Origin of the sequence: Cupriavidus sp. UME77, assembly GCF_014170355.1 — a bacterium.
Lineage (GTDB): Bacteria > Pseudomonadota > Gammaproteobacteria > Burkholderiales > Burkholderiaceae > Cupriavidus > Cupriavidus basilensis.
The window spans coordinates 19,567-43,456 of sequence record NZ_LZZU01000033.1; the positions used below are offsets into that span (position 1 = coordinate 19,567).

A 23,890-nucleotide genomic window follows, 5' to 3' on the forward strand; every position below is an offset into this window, starting at 1 on the left:
CCAATGTCTGTCTTTTCGTGGAGAGGCAAAAATGCGTCGATTAAGAGTGTTGGCCGCTTGGTGGCTGGGGCTGGTCATGCTGTTCCCGGCCGGCCCGTCGCTGGCGCAGGCCAGGCTGGACCATGGCCAACTGGACCAGCTCACGGCGCCGATTGCCCTTTACCCGGATGCCTTGCTGTCGCAGATCCTCATGGCGGCGACGTATCCAGAGGACGTAGCGGCGGCGGCGGCATGGTCAAAGTCCAATCCCAGCCTTTCCGGGGATGCGGCCACCAAGGCCGTGGCCGGCGAGCCCTGGGATCCCAGCGTGCAATCCCTGGCGGCGTTTCCCTCCGTGCTGGACATGATGGGCCGGCAGCCGCAGTGGGTGCTGTCGATCGGCAACGCGTTCCTGGACCAGCCGAATGACGTGATGGATTCGGTGCAGCGCTTGCGCGTGCAGGCGCAAAAGGCCGGCAGCCTGAAGACGACGGAGCAGCAGAAGGTGGTGACGCAGACCACCGGCGGCACCACGATCGTGCAGATCGAGCCAGCCAACCCGCAGGTGGTGTATGTACCGGCCTACAACCCCACCGTGGTCTATGGCGCATGGGCATACCCCGCCTATCCCCCCGCCTATTACCCGCCGCCACCGGGCTCGGTCTTCGCCACGGCCGTGGTCGCCGGGATCGGGTTCGGGCTGGGCGTTGCCGCGGTCAACTCGATGTGGGGCGGTTTCAACTGGGGCCACCATGACGTCAACATCAACGTCAATCGCTATAACAATGTGAACGTCAACAACCGGCTCAACGTCAACAACAGCAACACGAGTTGGCAGCACAACCCGGCGCACCGCGGCAACGTGCCGTACAACAACCCGAACGTCAGCAACCGCTATGACAAGCAGCGCCAGGCGGGCCTGTCCAGCCGGCAGCAAGTAGGGGCAGGGGCAGGGGCGGGAGCAGGGCAACGCGCGGCAACGCCGAACTCACGGGATGCTCAACGTGAGCGCGCAGCGCAGTCGGTGCAGGGCCGCACCGGGGAGTCCATCCCTGGCCATGGTGGCGCGGGAGGAAACCGGGCGGCGTCGCGCGGCAGCGCGCCGGACAGCAATCGCGCGGGCGGGCGTAGCGGTGCCGATCAAGGCCGCAACGTAGGCGGCGGCGGGGCCGGCGAGGCACGCAAGCCAAGTGGCGCGGACCGGCAGCGTGCCGACCAGGCCGATGCGCGCAACCGTGCACGCGATGCCAACCGCGACAGCGCCCTGCGCGACGCGGGCAATGGCGACAAGGTAAAGCAGCAATCGCAACGCGCGGCAACCCCGCGAGACACTGGCAGCGCACGCCAGGCTGCAGCCCCGGCCCCGGCCCGCCAGCAGAGCCCGCAGCCCAGGGCCGCCGCACCGCAACGCGGTGGTGGTGGTGGTGGTGGTGGCGGACCCGGTGGCCATGGTCGGAGATAAGCATGATGCGCAAAATCGTATGTGCCCAAACCGCGCGTGGGCTGCGCATCCTGGTGGCCGCGGCAACCCTCGCGCTCGCCGCTCCTGTGCTGGCCCAGCAAGCGTATCCCACGCCGGATGCGGCGGCCAACGCCTTGGCCGATGCCATTGCCACCAGCGATAGAGATGCGCTCAAGCAGGTGCTGGGGCCGCAATATCCATCTCTGTTGCCGGAAGGCGGCGTGCAGCGCGACGACGTCTATGCTTTCCTTGGCGCTTGGGCGAAGCACCACGCCATCGAACAAATCAACGATAAAGAGGCAAAGCTTGCCGTGGGCGAATCGGGCTGGACGTTCCCGCTTCCGATCGTCAAGGCCGGCAATGGCTGGAAGTTTGACTTGCGCGCGGGCCAGCAGGAACTACGTATCCGCCGCATCGGGCGCAACGAGCTGGAGACGATAGCCATGCTGCGTCAACTGTCCGACGCGCAGCAGCAATACGCCAAGGAAGTTGGCGGTGGCAGCTATGCCAGGCGCCTGGTGAGCCGCACCGGCAAGACCGACGGGTTGTACTGGCCCGCCGACTCCGATGCCGAAAAAAGCCCGCTGGGGCCGGATGCGCTGGTGATGGGCCCTGATACGCCCGCCGCCGAAGCGTTCCATGGCTACCACTACCGCATCGTGACGCCTGGCAAGGGCAGCGAGGCAAAATACGTGTTCCTCGCCTGGCCGGTGGCGTACGGAAAGACCGGCACACAGACCTTCGCGCTCGACAGCAGCGGCACGTTGTACCAGCGCGATCTTGGCCCCGGCACGACCTCGAGGGCCAAGTCCATGAGCGTGTTCGCGCCGGACGCCGGCTGGGAGAAGGTGGAGTAGGGTGGAGTAGGGTGGAGTAGGGCTGAAGCGGACTCTCCCTGACCCGCTCTCCCTCGTGTCGGGCGCGTAAGCCGGGACACGCCGGGCCATTGGCCCCGGTGAGGGCCGGCACCGACGACCGCGCCCTGTGCGTCCGGATCCGCTTCTTCTCGCATGCGCTGGCGATCCTTGGCGCCAACGCCCGATAGGCACACTGGCCCTTGCCAGAAGACGTGCCGATCAAGACATGCCACGCCAAACGCGCGTCCTCGATTTTCGCGCTCAACGCGCTCGCCGGCTGCGGCGGAACCAATCACTTCCCTTCCGCAAAGCTTGTCACGTGGCGATCTGCGCACAGCATCGCAATGTGAAGTACAGCTTTCCATATCTCACGCCTAGACTGCAACTGTGTTCTATTTCGGCGCACTCATGTGTGCTTCTTATGAATACAGCTTCGCCCCTACTATTCCTTCCAACAAAATCACGCGTGGCCAGTTCCTGCCCCCAAGGCTCGGTGACGCGCATTTATCGGAGCTACCGTCGTGAGAGACGAAGCAGGGAAGACAAGCGAAGCCCCCCACCACCTTGCCGCTGGGTTGCACCCCGGACGACTCGACATCATTGCGCTGCCCGGCAACGGCGCCATCGGAATTGATACATGCAGTTCGGCTGCGCAGTCGCAGTCGCAAATGCAATTGCAATTGCATTTGCATTTGCATTTGCCATCGGACGATCAAGACTTCTGCCACCGCGATGCACCTGCCGGTGATCCGGTTGGACGGAGCGTCCGATGAAGCTCTACGAGAAGTTCGCCGACGATATCGAGAGGTTGATCCAGCAGGGCGTCTACCACCATGGCGAACGATTGCCTTCCGTTCGGCAGGCCAGCCAGCAGCACCGGATCAGTATCACCACGGTACTTCATGCTTACCTGCTGCTGGAAAGTCGCGGCCTGCTGGTAAGCCGGCCGCAGTCCGGCTACTTCGTCGACCTGCAGCACGGAAGCGACGAGCGGCAAATGCAAGAGTTGCGAGCCTCGAAGCCGATAGCCATGTCTGCCTCGGTGGATGTCAGCCGGCTGGTGCTTTCGACGTTGCGCTCGATCGGCGCCGGCGATGCCGTGCCGCTCGGCTCGCCGTACCCGGATCCCGTTATGTTCCCGTTCGAGAAGCTGAACCGGTACGCCTATATGGCTGGCCGAGAAAAGACGCTCTGGAACGTGACGAACGCGCTTCCGCCAGGCAATCCGCGCCTGGTTCGGCAGATCGCGCGCCGCTACCTTGAGAACGGCATGCCGGTCGACCCGAACGAGATCATCGTCACCGTAGGCGCGACCGAGGCGATCAATATCTGCCTTCAGGCAGTGGCAAAGCCAGGAGACGTGATTGCCGTCGAATCGCCAACGTTCTACGCCATGCTGCACGCGATCGAGCGCATGGGCATGAAGGCGATCGAGGTGTCGACGCATCCCGAGTACGGCATTGATATTGCCGCCCTCGCAGGGATCATGAAGTCGCAGCCGATCGCAGCGTGCATGGTCATGCCCAACTTCCAGAATCCGCTTGGCTTCCAGATGCCGGATGAACGCAAGCGGGAACTCGTCGAGTTACTGACCAGAGCGGACATTCCGGTCATCGAGAATGCCGTGTACAACGAGCTGTATTTCGGCGACACGCATCCCAGCACGTTGAAGACCTATGACCGCAAGGGCATTGTTTTGCATTGTTCGTCGTTCTCGAAGAGCCTGACGGCAGCCTATCGCATCGGCTGGGCGCTGCCGGGCCGCTACCGCGATCAGGTCGAGAAGCTCAAGTTCCTGAACACCCTGGCAACCCCGACGGTTCCGCAGCTTGCCATCGCGGAGTATCTCGAGCGTGACGGCTACGAGCATCATCTGCGGAGGATTCGCAAGGCCTATGCGCAGCAGGCCAACCTGATGCGAGCCATGGTTTCCCGCTTCTTTCCGGAGGGAACGCGCATGTCCAGCCCGGCCGGCGGCTACGTGCTCTGGATCGAGCTACCCCCGAAGGTCGACGCAATGCAGCTCTATCAGCTAGCGCTGGACCGCGGCATCACGATCGGGCCAGGGTATATGTTCTCGAACTCCGGCAGCTACCGGAACTTTATCCGCCTCAACTACAGCAGCCCGTGGTCGAGCCGGATCGAGGAAGCGGTGATCGAGGTCGGCAAGCTCGTCTCGATGTGTGCCCGCTGACGGCAGGCGGGTGGCGATGCCGGGGTGGCCCTCCGTCGGGGGCCTGCTGCGAGGCATCTATCAGCCGCCCGTGACAGGCGGAAAGAACGCGATCTCGCTGTCCTCGCGCACCATGAAGGCGCCATCAACCAGTTCCAGGTTGACGGCGGCCCGTACCGGCCGGTGGGTCTGCAGCGCCTGCGCCGAGCGAGCGTCTCGCGATGCGAGCGTTTCCCTGATGCCCTCTACGGTGATCCCGGGCGCAGGGATATCGACGATCTCCTGCGTCATGCCAAGATGTTCACGAATGCTAGCGAAGTACCTGATGGTGAGTCTCATGTGCGCTGTCCTACTTTCGGTTTCTGGCTGGATGGGCAGGAGGTCAGCCCCAGCGGTTCACAGCCAGTTCGTCTCGTGCCTTGGATTTGACCCATTCCGATGTGCCGTCGCGTCGGATCTCTTTTTTCCAGAAGGGCGCATAGGTCTTGAGGCAGTCCATCAGGAACTCGCATGCATCGAACGCTGCCTCGCGATGCCCGGACGCGACGATGACAAGGACCACCGGATTGCCGAGCGCGATACGACCGATCCGATGCACGATCTTCACGGCATCCAGTTGCCACCGTGCGTTCGCCTCCTCGATGATGCTCCATAGTGCCCGTTCGGTCATCCCTGGGTAGTGTTCGATCTCAAGCGCCGCTACATCGTCTACGTCACCGAGCTGGCGCACGACCCCCAGGAAGTTCACGACCGCACCCACATTGGGATTGCGTGTGATGGGATCGATCTCCGCTGCGAAGTCGATCGGCTGGTGCTGCACGCGCACCTGGAAGCCAGCGGCGATGGCACGCTGCGCGAAATCCGTGCTCTGCTCGACGTCCTCGGCGCGTGCCTCACTGCCCGTGCCGGATGCGTCGTCGGCTGTCATCTTTGGATGGAACGTTGATGTCATTGTTGTTCTCCAGGTATCGGCTCGTTTCGTACCCATTGGTGAAGATTCAACCCCCGACGAGCGACATGCGGACAGTCGGGTAACGCTGACTCTGCCTGTTGCCGCGGGCCGTTGCGCGCAGCTCGGAATAGCGGTCGGCGCGGCCGGTCCACTGGAGACGGATCGCCTGCGCCAGCTGTGCCTCCGACGCGCTCTCCGACAGCCATGGCTTGAGGCTGGTCCCTTGAGTGGCGAACAGGCAGGTATAGAGCTGACCGTCGGCCGAAACGCGTGCACGTGAGCACGATCCGCAGAACGGTTGCGATACGCTTGCGATGAAACCCACCTCGCCGCCGCCGTCGGTGTGATGGTAGCGGACCGCGGTGCTCGCTCCCGGCCCCGGTTCGACGGGGGTCAGGGGAAATACGGATTCGACCATATCCCGGGTCTGCCTGGCCGTGAGTACCGCAGCATCGGACCAGAAGTCGGCGCCGCCGACGTCCATATATTCGATGAATCGCACCGCCACACCAGTGCCTTTGAACAGGCGCACGAGTGGGAGGATCTGGCTTTCGTTCACGCCCCGCTGCACTACCGCGTTGACCTTGACCGGCGCAAGTCCGGCGGCGGACGCGGCCTCGATACCGTCCAGCACGCGCGACACCGGCACGTCGGTGTCGCTCATACGTCGAAATACGGCGTCGTCCACCGCATCGAGACTGACGGTCACGCGGCTCAGGCCGGCGTCCTTGAGCGCGCGGGCCTTGGCGGCGAGCAGCGTGCCGTTTGTCGTGATCGCGATTTCCAAGGGTTTGCCAGACACGGTCGTCAGCTTCGCTAGTTGCTCCACCAGCGCTTCCAGCCCGCGCCGCAGCAGTGGCTCGCCCCCGGTAATGCGGATCTTCTCGACACCGAGCGACGTGAATGATCTTGCGATCTTGACCATCTGCGTGAACGACAGGCGGTCGGCCGACGGCATGAACGCGTAGTCGGCAGGGAAGACTTCCCGTGGCATGCAGTACGTACAGCGAAAGTTGCACTGGTCGATGACTGAGAGGCGCAGATCGCGCAGCGGGCGACCGAGCCTGTCAAGGACCTCGGCATCGACATCGACGTCAGCCGATATGCGGGTGTCGGCAAAGAGGGAGGCAACGTTCTGCTTGATGGCGCTCACGATCTATCCGGTGGCATGCGAGGCGAGACTGTGGAAGGGCCGGTCTCCGGCATCGGTCTTAAGGCTTGAGGCAGGAGGGCGAAAGCGCCCGGCCTGCCAATGCGCGGCCAATGCGGGTGGCCTGGACTCAGCATAAGCCGGGCCCGCTCGGGGGCGCGCATACAGTTCGCCGGGGATCCGCAGAGTACAGTTACACGTCGCGAAGCGCGAGAGTGCCGTGCGGGGCGCGCATCGGTGCATGGCCCTTCACCGCATCCCGTGCTGCTTTCTCGCCGGCACGGCATCGATTGCCGCGTCGCAGGCCGCAGGCGTGTACTCCACGAAGCCATCGCCACGGCAGAAGCAGAGTAGCCGTATCCCCGCCTGGCGCGCGATGTCGATCGCGAGGGTCGTGGGGGCCGAGATTGTCGCGATCATCGGGATATGAAGGCGTGCGGCCTTGCGCACAAGCTCGTAGCTGGCGCGGCTGGAAAGCAGAACGAAGCCGGCACGCGTGTCTGCCTTGCTTCGTGCAAGCTGGCCAATCAGCTTGTCGAGCGCGTTGTGCCGGCCGACGTCCTCGAAGACCTCGAGCACGGCACCGTCCCTGGCGCACCATGCCGCGGCATGGACGCCTCCCGTCTTGCGCATGAGTACCTGGTGCTCGGGCAATTCGCGAGTGGCGCGCCAGACGGCTTCGGTGCCGATGTCAGCCGCCGCGCCCGCGTGAAGGACGCGCGCCGGCTCCAGGTCCAGCAGCGCGATGCTCTCGATGCCGCAGACGCCGCATCCCGAACGCCCGGCGAGGGATCGCCGCCGTCCTTTCAGGGCGGCGAACGCCTCCTGGGAAATTGTCAGCCTCACTTCCGCGCTGCCGGCATGGAAGAACACTTCCATATCGAATACGTCGGAGGCGCGCTCCACAATCCCTTCGCTGAGCGAGAAGCCCAGCGCGAATACTTCCAGATGGATGGGCGTGGCCATCATCACGGCGTGCGAGATGCCATTGAACACCAGCGCAACGGGCAGTTCTTCCGCAATGTGATCCGAGATCGGAAACTCTTCGCCGTGCCGGTGGCGTATCACCGTGCACTCGACGCTACCGGTTCGATCAATGACGGACGGGCATTGCAACATTGTGGCCCCCTTGAAGGCATGAAGTCAGCGGTTCAGAACATTCGCGAGTACAGGCGCCGCCGTTCCAGAGCACGGGCATGGCGCATGCCGTGGGCAGTCCGCATCAAGCCAATCAAGCCCGACAGTTGGATTTATATGCGCCGCCGGGCCGAATCGCTAGAGCACAGATCCGATGACCGCTGCTGTTGCTGCAAGCTGTATGCGAACGTCGCGACTTCGGTCAGGCAGAACACAGTTTGCATGTTATCGCGATGCGCACCCGATTTTCGGGCACAGCTCCACACGAATCGGCGGAACACAGTTCTCGTGCAGCGACATTCGTTTGCATGCCCTCTCGAAACTGCACTATCGTCGTATCCAGATTTGGTGCCCCCGCGGTCCGGTGTGTTTCCGGTTAGCTGGCTAGCCGGTTCGGCGTGCTCCCCGGCCTCGCGCGATCCGGATGGGTCATCCTCGATTTGAATCGCGCGGTCCAGGCTGATGCTGTGGACCCTTCCCTCCAGGTGCAAGTGAGAATCATGGAAATCTTCGATGCCTTACATCTTGCCAGGCTGCAGTTTGCCTTCACCGTTTCATTTCATATCGTCTTTCCAGCGATCAGCATCGGCATGGCGAGTTTCCTCGCCGTGCTGGAATGGCGCTGGCTGGCGACGGGGGATAGCAGCTACAAGGATATGTTCCTGTTCTGGTCGAAGGTATTCGCGGTCAGCTTCGGCATGGGCGTGGTTTCCGGCGTTGTGATGGCCTACGAGTTCGGCACGAACTGGAGCGGGTTCTCGCAGGTCGCGGGCAACATCACGGGGCCGCTACTGACGTATGAGGTACTGACGGCCTTCTTTCTCGAGGCGGGCTTTCTCGGCGTGATGCTGTTCGGTTGGCAGCGGGTGAGTGCCCGCGCGCACTTCTTCGCGACACTGATGGTTGCCGTGGGTACGTTGATTTCCACATTCTGGATCCTGGCGTCAAACAGCTTCATGCATACGCCGCAAGGATTCGCCATGGAGAACGGCCGCATTGTCCCGGTCGACTGGCTGAAGGTGGTGTTCAACCCGTCCTTTCCCTATCGCCTCGCACACATGACAATCGCGGCGTTCATCGTGGCGGGATTCATGGTTGCCGCGTGCGGCGCCTGGCACTTGTTGCAGGGGCGGCGCGATGTGCCGGTCAAGCGCAGCTTCTCGATGGCGCTGTGGATCCTGCTGCTGGTGACACCGGTCCAGATCGTCGTGGGTGACGCGCATGGCCTCAACACGCGGGAGTATCAGCCGGCCAAGATTGCAGCGATCGAAGGTCTTTGGGAAACAGAGAAGGGCGGCACGGCCCTCAATCTGTTTGGTCTTCCCGACATGGAGTCGGAAGAGACACACTACGCGCTGAAGGTCCCTCATCTCGGCAGCCTGATCCTGACGCACAGCTGGGATGGCGAGATTCGCGGCCTGAAGGAATTTCCGCGGCAGGACCGGCCATACTCACCGATCCTGTTCTGGACGTTTCGGATCATGGCGGGACTCGGCATGCTGATGCTGTTGACCGCGTTGCTTGGCCTGCTGCTGAGAAAGCGTGGCCGCCTCTACGAAACGCGCTGGTATCAGTGGCTTGTGCTGTGCATGGGGCCGTCCGGGCTGATCGCGCTGCTGGCGGGTTGGATCACGACGGAGGTCGGACGACAACCCTGGACCGTGTACGGCGTGCTGCGCACGGAGGATTCCGTCTCTCCGATCAGCGCCCAGCTTGCCGGGGTTTCCTTGCTGATTTTCGTCATCGTGTACTTCCTGGTCTTCGGGATGGGCGTCTACTACATGATGAAGCTGATGACGCGCGGACCGGTGCTGAACTCGCATGCCGCCGCCTTGCTCAAGCACCCAGGATTGCGTAGTCGCGCACTGGCTGCACCATCGGATGCGCTGGAAGGAGAATGATCCCATGTCAATCGATCTGCCCGTGATATGGGCCGCCATCATCGGCCTCGGCGTCTTCATCTATGTGATGCTGGATGGATTTGATCTTGGCATCGGCCTCTTGTTTCCCTTCTGCGAAGCCAAGGGAGACCGGCAAGTGATGCTCAATACCGTCGCGCCGGTCTGGGATGGGAACGAGACCTTCCTGGTGCTCGGGGGCGCCGGGCTGTACGGCGCCTTCCCGGTCGTCTACGCTACGCTGCTGCCGGCGAACTATCTGCCGCTGATCCTGATGGTCGTCGGCCTGATCTTCCGGGGCGCGGCATTCGAGCTGCGGGCGAAGGCAAGGCGGACGCAGCATCTGTGGGATCTCGCCTTTATTGGCGGTTCCGCGCTGGCGTCCTTCTGCCAGGGCATCGTGCTGGGTTCGCTCCTGCAGGGGATCAGGATCGTCGACGGCCGTTTTGCCGGAGGACCGTTCGACTGGCTCTCGGCATTCAGCGTGTTCTGCGGCATCGGCGTTCTGCTTACCTACGCGGCGCTGGGCTGCGGGTGGCTGATCCTGAAGACGGACGGCGAACTGCAGCGCAAGATGCGGCTGCTGATGCGGCCTCTGGTGGGCGTGCTGCTGGGTGCCATCGCGATCATCAGCCTTTGGACGGTGCTGGGCTTGCCCGCGGTGGCCCATCGCTGGTTCGGTAGCGGCAACCTTGGCTGGTTCCTGCCGGTGCCTGTCCTGGTGCTGGCCTGTGTATGGGGCATCTTCCGCGCAGTCCGGCTGCGCCACGAAGCGACCCCCTTTCTCCTGACGCTTGCGCTGTGCTTCCTCGGCTATAGCGGCTTGATCATCAGCATCTGGCCGAACATTATTCCGCCGTCGCTGACGATCTGGGAAGCGTCTTCCAGCCCGTCCAGCCAGCTCTTCGCGCTGGTTGGCACCGTCATTGTGCTGCCGGTCATCCTGGTCTACAACGCACTCCAATACCGGGTATTCCGGGGCAAGGTGCGCGAGGGCGATGCCGGCTATCACTGACGCATGCCAGGTACCCGTCGCGCTGGCGTTCCGGTCCTTTGCCGGACTGCATGGCCGCACTGCAGTTCGCTCCCGCCAGCCCTGGAGCATCACCCACCCGCACCAACGCCGGAGAACAAGACGCCATGATTGTGAGGCCGAGACAAAACTGGTTCCTGATGCTGTTCGTCTGGAACGGTTCGGTATTGCAAACCATCATTCCCCAACTCGTTTTCATGGGGGCTGTCAGCAGCCTGGCCGTGTTTACCCATGGGAAGGTGTTTGGCGAGAAGATCCCGCTCAATACGGCGCCATTCACGTTGTTCGGCCTGGCGCTGGCCATCTTTCTCGCGTTCCGGAACAATGCGAGCTACGACCGTTTCAACGAGGCTCGCCACCTGTGGGGCAACCTGCTGATCGCATCGCGCTCGCTCACTTCGCAGATGCTCTGCTACCTGCCGGAACACCTGGCGGCAGCGGATCGCACCCGACTCGCCAATACGCTGATCGCGTTCATCTATGCGCTAAAGCACCGGTTGCGCGCCACCGACCCGACAGAGGACCTGCGCCGCTTCCTCGGCCCTGAGCAAATGGCGGCGTTGCATGGGAAGTCCTACACGCCGACGGCCTTGTTGAATGACCTTCGCCGCAGCCTCGCCCGCTACCAGGGACAAGCAGCCGGAGCCGACACCACGCGCTGGATACTCGACACCCAGATCAACGAGTTGGGCAAGGCGCTTGGTGGGTGCGAGCGGCTTGTCTCCACGCCAATTCCATTTGCCTATAACGTGCTGCTGCATCGCACGGTCTACGCCTATTGCGTACTGCTGCCGTTTGGCCTGGTCGACTCGACGGAGTTCTTCACGCCATTGCTATGCGTCTTCATCTCGTACACGCTGATCGCACTGGAGGCGATCGCAAGTGAAGTCGCCGAGCCATTCGGACTAGCACCGAACGCGCTGGCGCTCGATGCCATGACGCGCAATATCGAGCGGTCGATTCTCGAGCTTTGCGATCGCGAGCTACCGGCGGAAACGGTAGCGGTCCGGCCCTATCAATTCACATAGCCGATCTTCCCGATTGGCAGGAGTCGGCAGGTGCCGGGCATGCCAACCAAGTCAACCAGGTTAATCGGGTCAACCCGGTCAATCGGCCTCCGATGCCGCTTTGAGCGAACCAATCTTCAGGGAACCGTCCTGGCGTTGCGCCTCGGGCGGCAAAGGAGAGCCGTGACCTGGGCTATCCGCTTGAATGGCATTGGGGTGACGCTCGGCGAGGGCTTCCAGCAGCGTGGCCGATGGAATGAAGAACAGGCCTCCGGTGACTGCCCTGCTGAAGTCAAGCAGCCTGTCATAGTTTCCAGGAGGCCGCCCGACGAACATGTTCTCAAGCATCTGCTCCAGCGGCTTGGGCGAGCGGGCGTACCCGATGAAGAACGTGCCAAACTCGCCTTTGCCCGGCTGGCCAAAAGGCATGTTGTCGCGCAGGATCTTCACCTCCTCCCCATCTTCCTCGAGCGTGGTGAGCGAACTATGCGACGACGACGGCTTGACCGCAGCATCGAGCTCGATGTCCGACAGCTTCGTGCGGCCGATGATTCGCTCTTGCGTCTCGACGCAGAGGCTGTTCCAGCCAGCCATGTCATGCAGGTACTTTTGCACCATCACGTAGCTGCCCCCGGCGAACGAGGTGTCCTCGTCGCCAATGATCGTGAAGCGGACGGACTCGGCGCCCGTCGGGTTCTCGGTGCCGTCGACGAAGCCGACCATGCTGCGCATGTCGAAGTAGCGAAAGCCATGCACTTCGTCAACCACCGACACGGCCGCACCAAGCCGGCTCATCAACTGTGTTGCGAGTTCGAAGCACAGATCCATCTGGTCGGCGCGAATGTGCAGGAGCAGGTCGCCCGGCGTCGCCATGGCGCGGCGGTCGCCGGCGCCGAATTCGCGAAAGGGGTGCAAGCCAGCGGGGCGGGGGTCTCCGAACAGTCTGTCCCAGCCATCCGAACCAAATCCGCAGACGCACGAGAGGTTGCCGCCGGGGACTCGCTTTCCCACGGCACGAACGAGGGCGCCGATATCCGCGCACAATGCGCGCACGGTATCCGCGCTGTTCTCGCCCGCGGACAGGACCGCGACGATGAAGATCGCGCTACTGGTGATCGGACTAGATACGGCTTGCTGCTCGGGGATGATGTTTGCCATGTTGACGAGTGTCGTCCAGGACGAGTTTCAAGAATGGTGGAATGATAAATGACTGTTCGCAATAGGCTCACGATAACTTCGCAACAACCTCGCAATAGCCTCGCGGTCTCCGGACCGCTGTCTATCCTATCATTCAAAGGTGCCTATGCTTGGTGGCTGGCCCACTTGTTGGGCGGGAAGGCTAAGTTCGCCGAACGCTAGCGTCGCTGGTCACTCCTGAGGATCAAAGAGATGAACAACTTGCTCAATCGGGCTTCAAGGTGGCGCAGCCGCTGGAGCCAGGTATTTTGGCTAATCGGGCTCTGGGCCGCCGGCGTGCTTTCGGTCGCTTTGGTCGCGGCGGTCATCCGGCTCGCGATGGGGGCAATTGGATTCAAGTCTCATTGAATACAAGGATGGACCCTGTGTTCATCGATCAGATGGTCGACAGGCATACGCGCCGCGCGGCGGGTCATCTACCGCTCCGAACGTCCAAGCACGACGGCCGCCTCGGCGGTCAGCATGAGAAAGGTGAGCGTTTCCTGAAAATACAATCGAACGGTGGCTTCGGTATGGTCAAGGTAGCCGATGGATACGTCCTGGCCGATGTGCAGTTCGAAATCGCCGCCCCGCTCGGTGAGCACTACGCCGCCGTCCATCGCAGGCGCCCAGATGATGTCACCGTCCACAAGCTGGCGAATGTCGCGCAGAACAGGATATCCGTTGTCAGTGGCCCCGCTCACGGCTGTGAATGGCTTGTCGCCCAGAAGTAGCCTGTAGGGCCCATCGACACCAGCACGGCGCAACTGGTCCACCGCCTGCGCCACCGCGGCTGGATATCCGCCGATATCGGGTGGAAGGTCCAGCGCGGCATTGCTGGCACCCTGAGTGATTCCCTGAATCCCGGCCGCCGCATAGCCTTCGAAGATAATGCGATCCTCGGCCTGTGCGAGCTTGCGCGCCGCATCCTTCAGTGGCTGCAGGTCGGGATTGTTCGAGCCACGTTCGACGCCATCCATCTCCAGGCGCGACAGCGCAAACGGGACCCGTAGTTCCACCAGCGCCCGCACATCGCGTTGGACCGCTTCGATGCCATCGCCCGGCGGGGCGATTTCCCGCAGTTGGCCAGTGCCGACCGCGGAAAATTCGAAACCCTTCGGTCCAATCAGATCGACAACACGCCGAGCGGCAAAGTAGCGTTTGAGGGTGCGAGATGCTTCCTGCTCAATCTGCTCCCAGGCACCTTCGGAGATTGGCGCCAACTGCCGATGGAGATTGTTCATTTGAAGGCTTCCTTTGACTGGCCGCTACACGTCGGGGTCATGCGTCGGATGGTCATGCCGTTTTCGTTGCATGTCTGGTGTTCGCTTCTTTCAACCGCGACCTCCGGCGTGACGGCCGGGCGCGTGGTTGCGTTGTTGCGTTGTTGCTCGAGCATTCTCAATGAACGCCACGGACCGGGCAAGAGCACAGCAAGGCCTCTGCCGCATCGTATTGTGCAAGCCGATCCCACTGTGCTCTAAACGGTGCTCGCCGCCACGCCCGGAGATCAGGAACCGTGCCGCCGCATCTAGTTTTCTTTCACCGAACAGAGGGGAAAGAGGGACAGCACAGTCGGCGCGTACCGATCGTTCTCAACTGTATCTTTGCGGCGGCCTGGCGATCAGCTATGTTAGCCACAGGCTGATGTTGCTGTGACGAACTCGGAAGCGCACCAAAACGTGCCAAGACGGGGGCAGAAGAATCAGTCAACAGCTGGATGATTCCAGTGGCCTCCCGGCCTCGCATCTCCAGAACAACCCGGCTGCCATGCCGCATCCGATTCGAACAGTCTGAAGGCTTCGACCAACAGGGATCTTCACGCCATGCCAGACCTTTGCGATATCTGTAATGCACGCCCCGCGGTTGCCCGTGTCACCGTGATGGAGAACGGCGCGCGCAGGACACTCTCAATCTGTGACTATCACTACCGGCAGATGTTGCGGCACCAGAACATGCTGAACCCGTTCGACTCCCTGTTGAGCGGAGCAAGCGGGCTGTCCCATCTGTTCGGGGGCATGGGCGGCGAGGCCGACGATGCGGGCTCGTTCTCCGCCGAGGTGCCGCGCGAATCGGTCGATGCCACGGACGCCTTCAGCGAGCAGACGCTCGAACTGTTGCAGCGCGCGGGAGAAAAGGCGCACGAGTTGCGCCGCGCCGAGCTCGACACGGAGCATCTTTTGTACGTGCTTGCCGACAACGACATTGCCGGCGCGCTGCTCAAGGAACTCAAGATCTCGGCGCAGGACATCAAGACCTACATCGACGAGCACGCCCGCACGGGGGAAGCGGCCCCCGACGCGCCGCTCGACCGCATGACGATCTCGCCGCGTTTGAAGAAGGCCTTTCAGTTTGCCTTCCAGGCGTCACACGAGCTGGGCCACTCGTACGTCGGGCCCGAGCATCTGCTGATCGGCCTTGCCGCGGTACCCGAGAGCATCGCGGGAGCCCTGCTCAAGAAGTATGGCGTGACACCGGAAGGCTTGCGCCAGAAGGTCGTCAAGGTGGTGGGCAAGGGCGCGGAGGACGGCCGCATCGAAGGCGGCACAGGCACGCCCAACCTGGACAAGTTTGGCCGCGATCTCACCGCCCTGGCGCGCCAGGGCAAGCTCGATCCCGTGCTGGGCCGCGCACAGGAAATCGAGAGCACGATCGAGGTGCTTGCCCGGCGCAAGAAGAACAATCCCGTGCTGATCGGCGAGCCGGGCGTCGGCAAGACTGCCATCGTGGAAGGACTGGCACAACGGATCGTCAACGGCGACGTGCCGGAGGTCCTGCGTGACAAGCGGCTCGTCGAAGTGAATATCAACGCGATGGTTGCGGGAGCGAAGTACCGCGGCGAATTCGAGGAGCGCGCGCAAAAGCTGATCGAGGAGGTCACCGCGAAGCAGGAATCGTTGATCCTGTTCGTGGACGAGTTGCACACGATCGTCGGGGCCGGGCAGGGCGGGGGCGAGGGCGGCCTCGACATCGCCAACGTGCTCAAGCCTGCGCTGGCGCGCGGCGAGCTCAGCCTGATCGGCGCAACGACACTGAATGAATACCAGAAGTACATTGAAAAGGACGCGGCGCTCGAGCGGCGCTTTCAGCCGGTCCTTGTGCCGGAGCCGAGCGTCGAGCAGACCATCGTGATCCTGCGCGGCTTGCGTGACAAGCTGGAGGCGCATCACCAGGTGACCTTCTCCGACGACGCCTTTGTCGCGGCGGCCGAGTTCGCCGATCGCTACATCACGTCGCGCTTCCTGCCCGACAAGGCGATCGACCTGATCGATCAGGCTGCGGCACGGGTGCGGATCGGCGCGACATCCCGTCCGGCCGCGATCCAGGAAATGGAAGCGGAAGCCGCGCAGCTCAAGCGCGAGCAGGACTATTCGTCGTCGCGCAAGCGCTTCGACGAGGCGAAGCGCTTCGAGGAGCGCATCGGCGAGAAGCAGAAGCAGCTCGACGAGGCGATGGAGGCGTGGCAGCGAAAGACCGGTTCGGAGACGCTCGAGGTGACGGTGGCGACAGTGGCCGAGGTCGTGTCTCGCCTCACCGGCATTCCGGTCGCCGAGCTCACGCAGGCAGAGCGGCAGAAGCTTCTTGCCATGGAGGCGAGGCTGCGCGAGCGGGTGGTTGGCCAGGAGGATGCGGTGGTCGCGGTGAGCGATGCGGTACGTTTGTCGCGCGCGGGCCTCGGCCAGACGCACAGGCCGATCGCGACCCTGCTGTTCCTGGGACCCACCGGCGTGGGCAAGACGGAGCTGGCGAAGGCCTTGGCCGAAACCGTGTTTGGCGACGAGCAGGCGATCATCCGCATCGACATGTCCGAGTACATGGAGCGCCACGCGGTAGCGCGCCTGATCGGCGCGCCGCCGGGCTACGTGGGCTACGAAGAGGGCGGCCAGCTGACCGAGCGCGTGCGGCGGCGTCCGTACAGCGTGATCCTGCTTGACGAGATCGAGAAGGCGCACGCCGACGTCTACAACGTGCTGCTGCAGGTCTTCGACGACGGTCGGCTCACCGACGGCAAAGGCCGCGTGGTCGACTTCAGCAACACGATCCTGATCGCGACCAGCAACCTCGGGGCCTCCATCATCATGGAGAACCTGACGCGGCCCGAGGCCGCGCGCAAGCCTGACAAGGCAGTCCGGGAGGTGCTGATGGACGTGCTGAAGGGCCATTTCCGTCCAGAGTTCCTGAACCGGATCGACGAGATCATCGTGTTCAACGCACTGGCCAAGGAGAACATCCGCGCGATTGTGCACATCCAGCTCGATCGCATCGTGCGTACCGCGGCAGCACAAGACATCACGCTCAGCTTTGGCGAGGCGCTCGTCGACCATCTGGTCGACGTCGGCTACCAGCCCGAGTTCGGTGCACGTGAACTCAAGCGCCAGATTCGCCAGATCATCGAAACGCGTCTCGCCAAGGAGATTCTCGGTGACGCGCTGAAGCCGGGCGACAGCGCCACGATCGACTACGACAAGGACAGCGGTGACATACGGTTCGACAAGCACCAGGCCGAGCCCAAGCCAAAGGACATCCCGCCTTCCGATGGAACCACGTCGAAGGAGACGGCGCCGGAGCGTCCTGTCGGATCAAAGCCAAAGAAGTCGGCCGCATAGTGGACAGCGAGACGCATCAGGCCGGCTCGATTGCATAGCGCCACAATTTTCATCCATGGAGTTCAAAAAATGACGAATCGACGCGAAGTGCCGGGCATCAGGGAATACGACGGCCCTGCTGGCGGCTGGGGAGCGCTGCGAGCGACGGCCCAGGCCATCAGGCTGCAGATGGAAACCATCAAGGCCCCGATCACGCTGCTTCGCACGAATCAGCCGGACGGCTTCGATTGCCCGGGTTGCGCCTGGCCCGACAAGGAACACCGCTCCAACTTCCAGTTCTGCGAGAACGGCGCGAAGGCCGTCACGTGGGAGGCGACGACCAAGCGCGTGCGCCCGGAGTTCTTCGCGAGCAACACGGTGTCATCGCTGCTGCAGTTGTCGGATTTCGAGCTGGAGGACATGGGCCGGCTGACGCATCCGCTCGTGTACGACCGTGCCACGGATACATTCCGGGCTGTCGAGTGGGAGGAAGCGTTCGGCCGGATCGGGCAGATCCTGCGCAGCTTGCCGCCAGACCAGGTGGAGTTCTATACGTCCGGCAGGGCGTCGAACGAGGCTGCCTACCTGTATCAGCTCTTTGTGCGGGAGTACGGCACGAACAATTTCCCTGACTGTTCGAACATGTGTCATGAGCCGACCAGTGTCGGGCTGCCGCAATCGATCGGCATCGGCAAAGGCACTGTTTCGCTGGACGACTTTGACAAGTGCGATCTCATCATCGCGATCGGCCACAACCCGGGCACGAATCATCCGCGGATGATGGGCACGCTGCATGAGGCGTCAAGGCGCAACGTGCCGATCATCGTCTTCAATCCGCTGCGCGAACGCGCCCTGGAGCGCTTCGCCGATCCGCAGAACTGGCTTGAGATGGCCACCTACGGCTCGACCCGGATCGCCTCGACCTACTTCCAGGTCAACGCCGGCGGCGACGCGGCCGCGCTCAAGGGCATCATGAAGTCGCTGATGGCGATGGAGGCGGAGCAGGGCAACGTGCTTGACCGCGAATTCATCGCCGCGCACACGGCCGGCTTCGACGCCTTCGTCGCGGATCTGGAGGCCACGACATGGGAGGACATCGAAAAGGCGAGCGGGCTATTGCAAGCCGATCTCGAGCAAGTGGCCATCGCCTATGCGAAGTCGAACGCCGTGATTGTCACGTACGGCATGGGCGTCACCCAGCATAACAAGGGCACGGCCAATGTCCGCCTGATCGCCGACCTGCTGCTGTTGCGGGGTAACTTCGGCAAGCCTGGCGCTGGCATTTGCCCGCTGCGCGGGCACTCCAACGTCCAGGGAAACCGCACGGTCGGCATCACGGAGAAGCCGTCGGAGGATTTTCTCAAGCGGCTCGAAGGCGTCTTCGGCTTCCACCTTCCGCGCGCACACGGCCACGACGCCGTGAATGCCATGGAAGCGATGATCAACGGTGCCTCGAAGGCCCTGATCTGCCTGGGCGGGAACTTCGCCGTGGCACTTCCGGATCCCGAGCAGTCCTTTCCGGCGATGGCAAAGCTCGACCTGAGCGTGCACGTCGGCACCAAGCTCAATCGCACGCACCTCCTGGTGGCGAAGGAAACCTACATCTTCCCGTGCCTAGGCCGTACCGAGCTCGATGTGCAGCAAAGCGGGCCGCAATCGATCACGGTGGAAGACTCGATGTCCATGGTCCACGCATCGGCCGGCAAGCTTGCTCCTGCATCCGAGCAGTTGCGCTCGGAGCCGGCCATCGTTGCCGGCATCGCGCACGCCACCTTGCCGGACAGCAAGGTGCCATGGCTGGAGCTGATTGCCGACTACGACAAGATCCGTGACCTGATCGACAGGACCATCCCGGGGTTCGAAGCCTTCAATGAACGCATCCGGACGCCGGGCGGATTCCGCCTTCCATTGCCGCCGACCGAGCGCAAGTGGCTCACGCCTTCGGGAAAGGCCGAGTTCTCCGTGTACGGCGGCGTGCACGAAGACGCGGAGGTGCTCGGGGGTGAGAACGTGCTGCGCCTGATCACGATCCGCAGCCATGACCAGTACAACACCACGATCTACGCCCTGGATGATCGCTATCGCGGTGTGTTCGGGCGCCGCGACGTCCTGTTCATGAACGAGGCCGACCTGACATCGCATGGACTGGAGCACGGAGACCTGGTCGACATCGTAACCATCGTCTCGGACAGGCCGCTGCAGCTCAAGAACATCACGGCGATCGCCTACAGCATCGCGCGGGGATCGGTGGCTGCCTACTATCCGGAGGCGAACGTACTGGTGCCGCTCGACTACATCGACAAGGAGAGCGGCACGCCGTCATACAAATCCATCCCCGTTCGCGTGACGCGTGCGGCCGGCAATTGAATTGACGATGGAGGCGCCGGGCATAGCCTGGCGCCGATGCTATTCCTCGCCCGCCTTGTATTGCTGCTCGAGGCGGTCGAACAGCACCTTGTTTACCAGTCGCTGGCGTTCGCTGAGCGATGCGACCAGCGACGGATCCTCGTCCAGCCGCCCGCTGTCGCGCAGCACGGTCAATGCCTGCTGCATGCCGTGGACCGCGCCTTGCAGCGCCGCGTTCGCGTACAGTACGATGCCGTAGCCCAGTTTGCCGAGTTCGTCGCGCGGCAGGGTCGGCGTTTTCCCGCCGATCACGACATTGATCAACTGGGGCGTATCGAACAGCGCGGGCAGGCGCTGGATATCGGCGAGCGACTCGGTCGCCTCGATAAAGAGCACATCCGCGCCGGCCTCGACGAAACGATGCCCACGCTCGATCGCGGCTTCGATGCCGTGCCCTGCGCAGGCGTCGGTGCGGCCCACGATCAGCAGGTTGCTGTCTTCCCGCGCATCAACGGCCGCGTGGAGCTTGCCGATCATCTCGCTGGTCGAAATCACCGCCTTTCCGGCAAAGTGGCCGCATTTCTTTGGCAGCACCTGATCCTCGATCTGGATAGCGTCGGCACCTGCGCGCTCAAGCGTGCGCACCGCGTGGCGCACGTTCAGCGCATTGCCGAAGCCCGTGTCCGCGTCCCGGACCGTGGTCAATTCCGCGCCACGCGCCAGCGCATGAGTCGCATGCGTGTGCCGCATCCAGTGCGGACTCGCCTGTCGTAGCTTCTCCGCGGCGGATGGGTGATCCGCCTGGATCAAGTCCGCCGCTTGCCTGAAGAACCGCCGCATCACCGGCGGTACTCTCGCCTCTCAGAAGGCGTGAGCAGAATCTTGGCCTATGTGGCGCGCGGCGAAATCACGAATCGGTTGCGTGCCACTCTCATTTACCCACCCAGGTCCACAGGACCCGTGCTTCCTCTGACGGCGGAGAAATGCCGACCGACAGCATGGGTTGTCCTTTCTTGACCCGCTGGGCGCGCATGTCCTTGCTCAGGAAGTAATCCGCGCCCGGCACGTCGTGAGGAATCTTGGGCAGCCACAAGCCGGATCGTGGCGCAGGTTGCCGACTGCGACATTGCGGTACCCGCTGCGCACGCTGCATTTTCTCTTCCGGCGTCATGTACGCCCGGAGCATTGTGACGGTGCCCAGGTACTTTGCCTCGCTATCCGCCCGCGGATCGATATTCGAATATTCCTGATCCTTGAAGAAAGACAGATAGACATTTACGGGATAGCAGGAAACAAGATCCATGCCGGCATGATAGTGGAAATCGATAAATGTCGCGGGGTCGATATTGAAGGTGACGTAGTTGGAGGCGCGCTGCAAACCAAGTCGTTTCTCAAGATCCTGCTTGCTGATACCAAGCATATAACCTCCGGATATCGATATCCGGGACACCGATTGCGACAACCCATCTTTGGTTCTTGAAAAACTAATTCTTGATGCGAGATTATTAATTTCGTGGCGGCTATATGTGTAAGTGTTGTTATAGTCGTCGTGGAATCCTTGTTTCCCGAAGATATCCTTGACTTCCTCAAATGGCACGTCATCCCGCAACAACCGCATGGCCGTTTCCGCAATCGTCAAGTACAAGGCAGCCTGCTCGGGCGTCAACGTCTTCACGTCTTCTAGATTCGGCTCATGGACAAGTGGCCTGCCGCACCATGGCGACGAGTCATAGTTACAGCCTGGCATCGGGTCTTTCTCCGTCCTTGAGGTCGTAGAACTGGTTGCAGCGGTCGGGCTCAGGCAAAGCACGGCCAAACCACTGCTGATCAACCACGAAGTCGCAAGCAAACGCATCGTCTTCCCAGGGGCGCAAGCGGTAGCCCAACTCCTGGTCAGGAAGTTTCTTATAATCGATTGGTCTGCCATTTCTCTCTCATCTCACGCGGCACCACCAAACTTCCTCTCCCTCATTCTGCCGAGTCTTCTCGTTCCAGACCGGCGCTTGCGGAAATACTTTCCCGGCGGCAAGCTCGAACACACTGCCGCCCGTGAAGCTGTGCACGTAGTGCCGCCCGTCCGGAAATACCGGCACGTATTTGCCTGATTCGTGGCACATGTCCCCGCTCATCGGCAGCGGGCCATAGCGCTGGCGCAACGACACCGGCATCTCGCGCGCCCGCTGCTTGCGCTCTTCCCGGGTGAGGATCGTGTAGTCACGGCTGATGCGCACTTCCGCCAGCACCGGGGCGGTCAGGCCACCTTGCTCCGGCGGCTGCGCACCCGGCCGAATGTAGTCAAATTGCACCTTAACCGGAAACTTGCTGCCGGGCACCGCCAGCGCCTGATAGCGGTAAGGGTCGCCGAAGGGCATTAATGGATCAGCCGGGAATCGGTTGTACGGCACAACTCGACCACTCGGAAATCGGTAGCTGCCAACCTTCAACTGCAGCAGCGTCTCCAGTTCCTCTCGCGCAAGTTTGTCCAGGGTCGGCGTGAAGTGAATCTGAAAATAGGTCGGCACCTGGGCTACCTTGCTGCGATCCTCGCGGAAGTTGTCGGGATCGTCCCCCACATATAGACGCATCGCAACGTTTGGAAACTGATGATGTTCGAAGCGATACTCCTTGGCGAAGGAATTTCCGGGCAACGGGAAAATAGCCCAGTTTTCCCCGAACACCGATTTGACTTTCTCCAGTGGCACATCGTCTCGGAGGACGCGCATTGCGCTTAGCAGAATCTCGCGCACAATCTGCCGCTGCTGGTCGTTGTAGCGCTCAGCCATGACCGTGGCCTCCCGCACCGCCTGCGGCATCGGAGAACTCTCTTGTGCAAGTGCCTGGGTTGTGCAGCAAAGGAATGCCATCGCGACTAGCCCAGTACGCCTGAACTGCCACGCCGCCAATGAACGCGTCGTCTTCGCGGAGCTGTGAACGGTAGCCCGTGTCATGATTCCCACATGGTGTCGAGATTGATCGATGATGGATGAAACGTCTCGCGACTGCGAGCTGGCCGGTCCGGCCGCCAGCGGCAATTTCCTGCTGATGCATCCATTAGCCCACGCGGCACCACCAAACTTCCTCTCCGTCATTCTGCCGAGTCTTCTCGTTCCAGACCGGCGCTTGCGGAAATACTTTGCCGGCGGCAAGCTCGAACACACTGCCGCCCGTGAAGTGGTGCACGTAGTGCCGCCCGTCCGGAAATACCGGCACGTATTTGCCTGATTCGTGGCACATGTCCCCGCTCATCGGCAGCGGGCCATAGCGCTGGCGCAACGACACCGGCATCTCGCGCGCCCGCTGCTTGCGCTCTTCCCGGGTGAGGATCGGGTAGTCACGGCTGATGCGCACTTCCGCCAGCACCGGGGCGGTCAGGCCACCTTGCTCCGGCGGCTGCGCACCCGGCCGAATGTAGTCAAGCTCGACATTCACGGGGAACTTGCTGTCGTGCACCGGCAGTGCCTGGTAGCTGTATGGATCTGCAAACGGTGTCAACGGATCGGCGGGGAAGCGGTTGTAGGGCACGACCTCGCCATCCGGAAACCGGTAGCTGCCGACCTTCAGCGGCAGCAGCGTCTCCAGTTCCTCTCGCGCAAGCTTGTCCAGGGTCGGCGTGAAATGAATCTGAAAATAGGTCGGGACCTGGGCCACCTTGCTGCGATCCTCGCGGAAGTCGTCGGGATCGTCCTCTATGTACAATCGCATATCGACTTCAAGGAACTCGGGGCGTTCGAAGCGATACTCTTTCGCGAAAGGGTTGCCTGACAGTGGACTTGTTTTCCAATTTTCGCCAAAGACCGCTTTAACCTGATCCAACGGCACATCCTCCCGCAGCATCCGCATCGCGGCCTGCAGAATCTCGCGCACAATCTGCCGCTGCTGGTCGTTGTAGCGCTCAGCCATGACCGTGGCCTCCCGCACCGCCTGCGGCTTCGGAGAACTCTCTTGTGCAAGTGCCTGGGTTGTGCAGCAAAGGAACGCCATCGCGGCTAGCCCAGTACGCCTGAACTGCCGCGCCGCAAATGAACGCATCGTCTTCGTGGAGTTGCGCGCGATAACCTGTGTCATGGTTCACCATGGTGTCAACATTGATGGAAACGCCGCCAGCGCCGACGGTCTGCAGCAGGTCGTCTGCAG

At 62.4% G+C, this 23,890-nt stretch carries 19 protein-coding genes and 1 pseudogene; 9 read left to right on the plus strand and 11 right to left on the minus strand.

Translation table 11 applies throughout. The features are described 5' to 3' along the window. Positions 1-31 precede the first annotated feature (31 nt). The 3 genes from A9975_RS13220 to A9975_RS13230 all read left to right on the plus strand — a co-directional run bounded on the left by A9975_RS13220 (position 32) and on the right by A9975_RS13230 (position 4,492). On the plus strand, positions 32-1,441 hold the full coding sequence (locus A9975_RS13220) for a DUF3300 domain-containing protein (protein ID WP_183033178.1): 1,410 nt from the start codon (positions 32-34) through the stop codon (positions 1,439-1,441). Between the two features lie 2 nt (positions 1,442-1,443). Continuing rightward, positions 1,444-2,298, plus strand: coding sequence for a DUF2950 family protein (locus A9975_RS13225; protein WP_183033179.1), 855 nt, complete (start codon positions 1,444-1,446; stop codon positions 2,296-2,298). Positions 2,299-3,067: 769 nt separating this feature from the next. After that, positions 3,068-4,492, plus strand: a complete 1,425-nt coding sequence (locus tag A9975_RS13230) for a PLP-dependent aminotransferase family protein (protein WP_183033180.1) — start codon at positions 3,068-3,070, stop codon at positions 4,490-4,492. Between the two features lie 60 nt (positions 4,493-4,552). Here A9975_RS13230 and moaD read toward each other — a convergent pair whose 3' ends face one another. From moaD to fdhD, 4 genes are all read right to left on the minus strand, one after another. Then, positions 4,553-4,810 (minus strand): molybdopterin converting factor subunit 1, encoded by a 258-nt coding sequence (moaD, locus tag A9975_RS13235; protein WP_183033181.1) that lies wholly within the window; start codon positions 4,808-4,810, stop codon positions 4,553-4,555. 43 nt (positions 4,811-4,853) lie between these two features. After that, on the minus strand, positions 4,854-5,423 hold the full coding sequence (locus A9975_RS13240; protein WP_255503190.1) for a molybdenum cofactor biosynthesis protein MoaE: 570 nt from the start codon (positions 5,421-5,423) through the stop codon (positions 4,854-4,856). 46 nt (positions 5,424-5,469) lie between these two features. Further along, positions 5,470-6,528: a GTP 3',8-cyclase MoaA gene (gene moaA, locus A9975_RS13245; protein WP_370564541.1), complete on the minus strand. Its 1,059-nt coding sequence runs from the start codon at positions 6,526-6,528 to the stop codon at positions 5,470-5,472. A gap of 294 nt (positions 6,529-6,822) precedes the next feature. Next, positions 6,823-7,692 carry a formate dehydrogenase accessory sulfurtransferase FdhD gene (fdhD, locus tag A9975_RS13250; RefSeq protein ID WP_183033183.1) on the minus strand — a complete coding sequence of 290 codons (870 nt, stop codon included), beginning with the start codon at positions 7,690-7,692 and terminating at the stop codon, positions 6,823-6,825. A gap of 518 nt (positions 7,693-8,210) precedes the next feature. Between fdhD and A9975_RS13255 the strand changes: the two genes are divergently transcribed. The 3 genes from A9975_RS13255 (at position 8,211) to A9975_RS13265 (ending at position 11,669) form a co-directional block, all read left to right on the plus strand. Continuing rightward, a complete protein-coding gene (locus A9975_RS13255) occupies positions 8,211-9,611 on the plus strand; it encodes a cytochrome ubiquinol oxidase subunit I (RefSeq protein WP_183033184.1) in 1,401 nt (466 codons plus the stop codon). Between the two features lie 4 nt (positions 9,612-9,615). Continuing rightward, a complete protein-coding gene (cydB, locus tag A9975_RS13260; RefSeq protein ID WP_183033185.1) occupies positions 9,616-10,623 on the plus strand; it encodes a cytochrome d ubiquinol oxidase subunit II in 1,008 nt (335 codons plus the stop codon). A gap of 125 nt (positions 10,624-10,748) precedes the next feature. Next, the gene (locus tag A9975_RS13265) at positions 10,749-11,669 is read left to right on the plus strand and encodes a bestrophin family protein (protein ID WP_183033197.1); all 921 of its coding nucleotides are present in this window, start codon (positions 10,749-10,751) and stop codon (positions 11,667-11,669) included. 78 nt (positions 11,670-11,747) lie between these two features. Here A9975_RS13265 and A9975_RS13270 read toward each other — a convergent pair whose 3' ends face one another. After that, positions 11,748-12,806 (minus strand): Dyp-type peroxidase, encoded by a 1,059-nt coding sequence (locus tag A9975_RS13270; protein WP_183033186.1) that lies wholly within the window; start codon positions 12,804-12,806, stop codon positions 11,748-11,750. 231 nt (positions 12,807-13,037) lie between these two features. Here A9975_RS13270 and A9975_RS13275 point away from each other — a divergent pair, with 231 nt between their 5' ends. Beyond that, positions 13,038-13,193 (plus strand): DUF2474 family protein, encoded by a 156-nt coding sequence (locus tag A9975_RS13275; RefSeq protein ID WP_183033187.1) that lies wholly within the window; start codon positions 13,038-13,040, stop codon positions 13,191-13,193. 68 nt (positions 13,194-13,261) lie between these two features. Here A9975_RS13275 and A9975_RS13280 read toward each other — a convergent pair whose 3' ends face one another. Next, on the minus strand, positions 13,262-14,068 hold the full coding sequence (locus tag A9975_RS13280) for a family 1 encapsulin nanocompartment shell protein (RefSeq protein ID WP_183033188.1): 807 nt from the start codon (positions 14,066-14,068) through the stop codon (positions 13,262-13,264). Between the two features lie 582 nt (positions 14,069-14,650). Here A9975_RS13280 and A9975_RS13285 point away from each other — a divergent pair. Both A9975_RS13285 and A9975_RS13290 read left to right on the plus strand, forming a co-directional pair. Beyond that, positions 14,651-17,431 (plus strand): ATP-dependent Clp protease ATP-binding subunit, encoded by a 2,781-nt coding sequence (locus A9975_RS13285; protein WP_183033189.1) that lies wholly within the window; start codon positions 14,651-14,653, stop codon positions 17,429-17,431. 69 nt (positions 17,432-17,500) lie between these two features. After that, the gene (locus A9975_RS13290) at positions 17,501-19,777 is read left to right on the plus strand and encodes an FdhF/YdeP family oxidoreductase (RefSeq protein ID WP_183033190.1); all 2,277 of its coding nucleotides are present in this window, start codon (positions 17,501-17,503) and stop codon (positions 19,775-19,777) included. A 39-nt stretch (positions 19,778-19,816) separates the two neighbouring features. Here A9975_RS13290 and A9975_RS13295 read toward each other — a convergent pair whose 3' ends face one another. From A9975_RS13295 to A9975_RS37785, 5 genes and pseudogenes are all read right to left on the minus strand, one after another. Then, entirely contained in the window at positions 19,817-20,506 is a 690-nt protein-coding gene (locus A9975_RS13295; RefSeq protein ID WP_255503191.1) for an oxaloacetate decarboxylase, read from the minus strand. Between the two features lie 181 nt (positions 20,507-20,687). Beyond that, the gene (locus A9975_RS13300) at positions 20,688-21,431 is read right to left on the minus strand and encodes a hypothetical protein (RefSeq protein WP_183033192.1); all 744 of its coding nucleotides are present in this window, start codon (positions 21,429-21,431) and stop codon (positions 20,688-20,690) included. Between the two features lie 259 nt (positions 21,432-21,690). Continuing rightward, positions 21,691-22,539: a hypothetical protein gene (locus A9975_RS13305; RefSeq protein WP_183033193.1), complete on the minus strand. Its 849-nt coding sequence runs from the start codon at positions 22,537-22,539 to the stop codon at positions 21,691-21,693. Between the two features lie 268 nt (positions 22,540-22,807). Beyond that, positions 22,808-23,656 (minus strand): hypothetical protein, encoded by an 849-nt coding sequence (locus tag A9975_RS13310; protein ID WP_220810732.1) that lies wholly within the window; start codon positions 23,654-23,656, stop codon positions 22,808-22,810. Continuing rightward, positions 23,649-23,890, minus strand: a pseudogene (locus A9975_RS37785) (hypothetical protein); the annotation flags it as partial. The pseudogene A9975_RS37785 and the gene A9975_RS13310, both read right to left, overlap by 8 nt.

What these genes read in the sequence shown, in the direction of transcription:
- A9975_RS13305 (WP_183033193.1), bottom strand. Translation starts at nt 22,539, where the DNA reads ATGGCTGAGCGCTACAACGACCAGCAGCGGCAGATTGTGCGCGAGATT.
- fdhD (WP_183033183.1), bottom strand. Translation starts at nt 7,692, where the DNA reads ATGTTGCAATGCCCGTCCGTCATTGATCGAACCGGTAGCGTCGAGTGC.
- A9975_RS13290 (WP_183033190.1), top strand. Translation starts at nt 17,501, where the DNA reads ATGACGAATCGACGCGAAGTGCCGGGCATCAGGGAATACGACGGCCCT.
- A9975_RS13265 (WP_183033197.1), top strand. Translation starts at nt 10,749, where the DNA reads ATGATTGTGAGGCCGAGACAAAACTGGTTCCTGATGCTGTTCGTCTGG.
- A9975_RS13295 (WP_255503191.1), bottom strand. Translation starts at nt 20,506, where the DNA reads ATGCGGCACACGCATGCGACTCATGCGCTGGCGCGTGGCGCGGAATTG.
- A9975_RS13275 (WP_183033187.1), top strand. Translation starts at nt 13,038, where the DNA reads ATGAACAACTTGCTCAATCGGGCTTCAAGGTGGCGCAGCCGCTGGAGC.
- A9975_RS13270 (WP_183033186.1), bottom strand. Translation starts at nt 12,806, where the DNA reads ATGGCAAACATCATCCCCGAGCAGCAAGCCGTATCTAGTCCGATCACC.
- cydB (WP_183033185.1), top strand. Translation starts at nt 9,616, where the DNA reads ATGTCAATCGATCTGCCCGTGATATGGGCCGCCATCATCGGCCTCGGC.
- moaD (WP_183033181.1), bottom strand. Translation starts at nt 4,810, where the DNA reads ATGAGACTCACCATCAGGTACTTCGCTAGCATTCGTGAACATCTTGGC.
- A9975_RS13240 (WP_255503190.1), bottom strand. Translation starts at nt 5,423, where the DNA reads ATGACATCAACGTTCCATCCAAAGATGACAGCCGACGACGCATCCGGC.
- A9975_RS13225 (WP_183033179.1), top strand. Translation starts at nt 1,444, where the DNA reads ATGATGCGCAAAATCGTATGTGCCCAAACCGCGCGTGGGCTGCGCATC.
- A9975_RS13310 (WP_220810732.1), bottom strand. Translation starts at nt 23,656, where the DNA reads ATGGCTGAGCGCTACAACGACCAGCAGCGGCAGATTGTGCGCGAGATT.
- A9975_RS13220 (WP_183033178.1), top strand. Translation starts at nt 32, where the DNA reads ATGCGTCGATTAAGAGTGTTGGCCGCTTGGTGGCTGGGGCTGGTCATG.
- A9975_RS13230 (WP_183033180.1), top strand. Translation starts at nt 3,068, where the DNA reads ATGAAGCTCTACGAGAAGTTCGCCGACGATATCGAGAGGTTGATCCAG.
- A9975_RS13285 (WP_183033189.1), top strand. Translation starts at nt 14,651, where the DNA reads ATGCCAGACCTTTGCGATATCTGTAATGCACGCCCCGCGGTTGCCCGT.
- A9975_RS13280 (WP_183033188.1), bottom strand. Translation starts at nt 14,068, where the DNA reads ATGAACAATCTCCATCGGCAGTTGGCGCCAATCTCCGAAGGTGCCTGG.
- A9975_RS13255 (WP_183033184.1), top strand. Translation starts at nt 8,211, where the DNA reads ATGGAAATCTTCGATGCCTTACATCTTGCCAGGCTGCAGTTTGCCTTC.